4 protein-coding genes are annotated in these 2,475 nt (G+C 59.7%); 3 read left to right on the top strand and 1 reads right to left on the bottom strand.

What is annotated here, in order from left to right; all coding sequences use genetic code 11:
- The 3 genes from D6T64_RS22965 to D6T64_RS00075 all read left to right on the top strand — a co-directional run.
- Positions 1-236, top strand: a 236-nt coding sequence (locus D6T64_RS22965; protein ID WP_233550741.1) for a hypothetical protein, incomplete at its 5' end; no start/stop codon positions are given.
- A 67-nt stretch (positions 237-303) separates the two neighbouring features.
- Positions 304-840, top strand: coding sequence for a hypothetical protein (locus D6T64_RS00070; protein WP_147364375.1), 537 nt, complete (start codon positions 304-306; stop codon positions 838-840).
- Between the two features lie 181 nt (positions 841-1,021).
- Positions 1,022-1,582, top strand: a complete 561-nt coding sequence (locus D6T64_RS00075) for a recombinase family protein (RefSeq protein WP_119970242.1) — start codon at positions 1,022-1,024, stop codon at positions 1,580-1,582.
- Positions 1,583-1,607: 25 nt separating this feature from the next.
- Here D6T64_RS00075 and D6T64_RS00080 read toward each other — a convergent pair.
- A partial coding sequence (locus D6T64_RS00080) for a DNA/RNA non-specific endonuclease (RefSeq protein WP_147364376.1) occupies positions 1,608-2,475 on the bottom strand: 868 nt, incomplete at its 5' end.

Consider the following 2,475-nt stretch of genomic DNA (forward strand, 5'->3'; position numbering starts at 1 on the left):
CAACCACGCCGGTCGTGGGGCTGAACGGTGCAGGTCACGCATCTGAACAGTGGGGCTCAACCGCACCACAGGTGGTGCCCATCGAAGCCAATATTCACCGGGTGCGACGTCCATCGGTCGAGGGGTCAAAACCCGTGGCCGAAATCAAAAGCCGCCGAAACACCGCCATAGCAGTTTTTGATCGCGCCTTGATTGCTCGAGATGGCCGGATGAGTGGTGAAGCAGCGGACTCATAATCCGTTGGTCACGGGTTCAGGTCCTGTCCGCACACGCTGCGGCGCCGCGGCCAATACAGTGCTCAATATGGAACTCGCTTCGATGATCGTAAATTTTGGGATCCTTGTTGCAACGGTGATAGCCGCTGTTATCGCCTTGCGCTCGGTCAACGACGCTCGTCAGGCCAGAGACGAGGCTTCCGCGCACGAGCGCACCGCCCTCGACGCCGCTACTCGATCAGCGTCAGCAGCCGAGGTCGCCGTGCGACATCACGGACGAACTGCAGACACTTTGGAAAAGCAGACCGCGCTCCTCGAATCGGCGGCTACGCATCGAGAGGAATGGGCCCTTGAAGCTCTCACAGACCCGAGCATCGATCAGCGATGGAAGGCAACGAACAAGACAGGATACGACGTCATGCACGTCTCTATTGGCGCTCCTGACGGCTTCAACGAGCAATGGATAAAGCCCGACGTGGAAGAGACTGCCGACGTGCCGCGCGGTGAAAGTATTTTCTTTACCTTCATTCGACGCCTCAGCTCGCCGACGAGTCGAACGATCTGGGTGATCTGGACGCCGGCGGACGGTTCTGCGCAGAAGAAGTTTGTCAAGACGATTCCCTAAACAGCGACGCCGGACTTGAATACCCGCGCAGAGATCGTGAGGTGTCGGTTTGGGGTGTACCCCAACTAGGCGTCAGGTGTCCTAACCCAAAATTGTCAGGATAGGATCAAATTTCGATTGGTGGACACCCCTCACGACTGGGTCTTAGACTTCAATCTGACAAAACAGGTAGGAGAGCCCCGTGACGGGTCAGCGAGTTGGATATGTGCGCGTGAGTACCCTCGATCAGAACACTGTCCGTCAGCTTGCTGGTGTTGAGGTTGATCGGGTGTTTGAGGATAAGGCGTCGGGGAAGGATCAGAACCGGCCCGAGCTGGAGGAGATGATCAAGTTCGTTCGCGAGGGCGATACTGTTCTCGTGCACTCCATGGACCGCCTGGCCCGCAACCTCGATGACCTTCGCTTGATCGTGCGCCGGCTGACCGCGAAGAAGGTCCGGGTCGAGTTCGTGAAAGAGCAGCTCACCTTCACGGGCGATGACAACGCGATGGCGAACCTGCTTTTAAACGTCATGGGAGCGTTCGCTGAGTTCGAGCGATCGTTGATCCGTGAACGTCAACGCGAGGGCATTGCCCTGGCAAAAAAGCGTGGCGTCTATCGCGGCCGCACCCCGTCACTCGACATGGTCCGCGCGGCCGAGCTGCGAGAGAAGGCTGCCGCGGGCGTGCCGAAATCTGTGCTTGCTCGAGAGTTTGGGATCAGCCGCGAAACCGTCTACGTCTACCTCCGCGCGGGGGACTGAGCTGGCTGTAAATGATTCGGTGTGGTTAGAGCTGGATGCTTACGGTGTCGATCAGTTCGACCCAGCGCGCTCGACGGTCGGCATCTTCTTGGATAGCTGGGGTCGGGGTGTAGGCGTCTGCCTGGGATAGGGCGGTCATGTTGAGCCTGGTGATGTCGGTGATGTCGATGATGGGTACTTGGTAGGTGCGGTACGGTCCAAGCGGCGGGGGAGTGCCGTCGATGCGGGCGCGAGCGCGGACCGTGTCAAGGTCAAGGTCAAGGTCAAGGTCAAGGTTAAGGTCGAGGTCTTCTAATTGCGGGCTTTGGTCGAGGACGAACCCGGCAGAGTGCAGAACGGTGGAGTCTTCCAGGGTCGTGGTCCACGCCGCGATTTTCCAGAACGCCTGAGGGATTTTCACGCCGCGGTAGGTCGGATCCTGGGCTGAGAGTATGGGGGCGGTGAAGACGCTGATGCGGTTACCGTTGGTGCGGGCGTAGGTGAGGACGTGGTCTTCGAGGCCGAGCCAGAGCTCTTTCGATTGGTTAAAGGCTGCGGCTTGTGGGGCGGCGTTGGTGTAGGCGAAGGTATCGTAATTCGCTTGCTGGGCTATTGTTTTGTTGCCCAAGACGGGGTCTTGGCGCCGGACGAGGTGTCCGCGGTCGAGGTCGTTTCTGGCGTAGAGAGCTTCCCCGGCCTGTTCGTAGGCCGGGATACGCGAGTCGAGGTGCCAGTTGTTGGCCCGGTCAACGGTAACGAGCTGGTCCCATTGATGTTGACGCCGGTCGCGATCGCGAGGCGCCGCGCAGGGTCTAAGCCTCGATCCACCGCCCCGCGTTGACTGAAGGGCGTCGCTAAATTCAGAGTCCTGGTTTTCGTGGTGGGCCCGGCGAAGCTGCCGGCCTTGCTGCCGG

This window comes from Cryobacterium melibiosiphilum (assembly GCF_003602235.1).
GTDB classification, from domain to species: Bacteria; Actinomycetota; Actinomycetes; order Actinomycetales; family Microbacteriaceae; genus Cryobacterium; species Cryobacterium melibiosiphilum.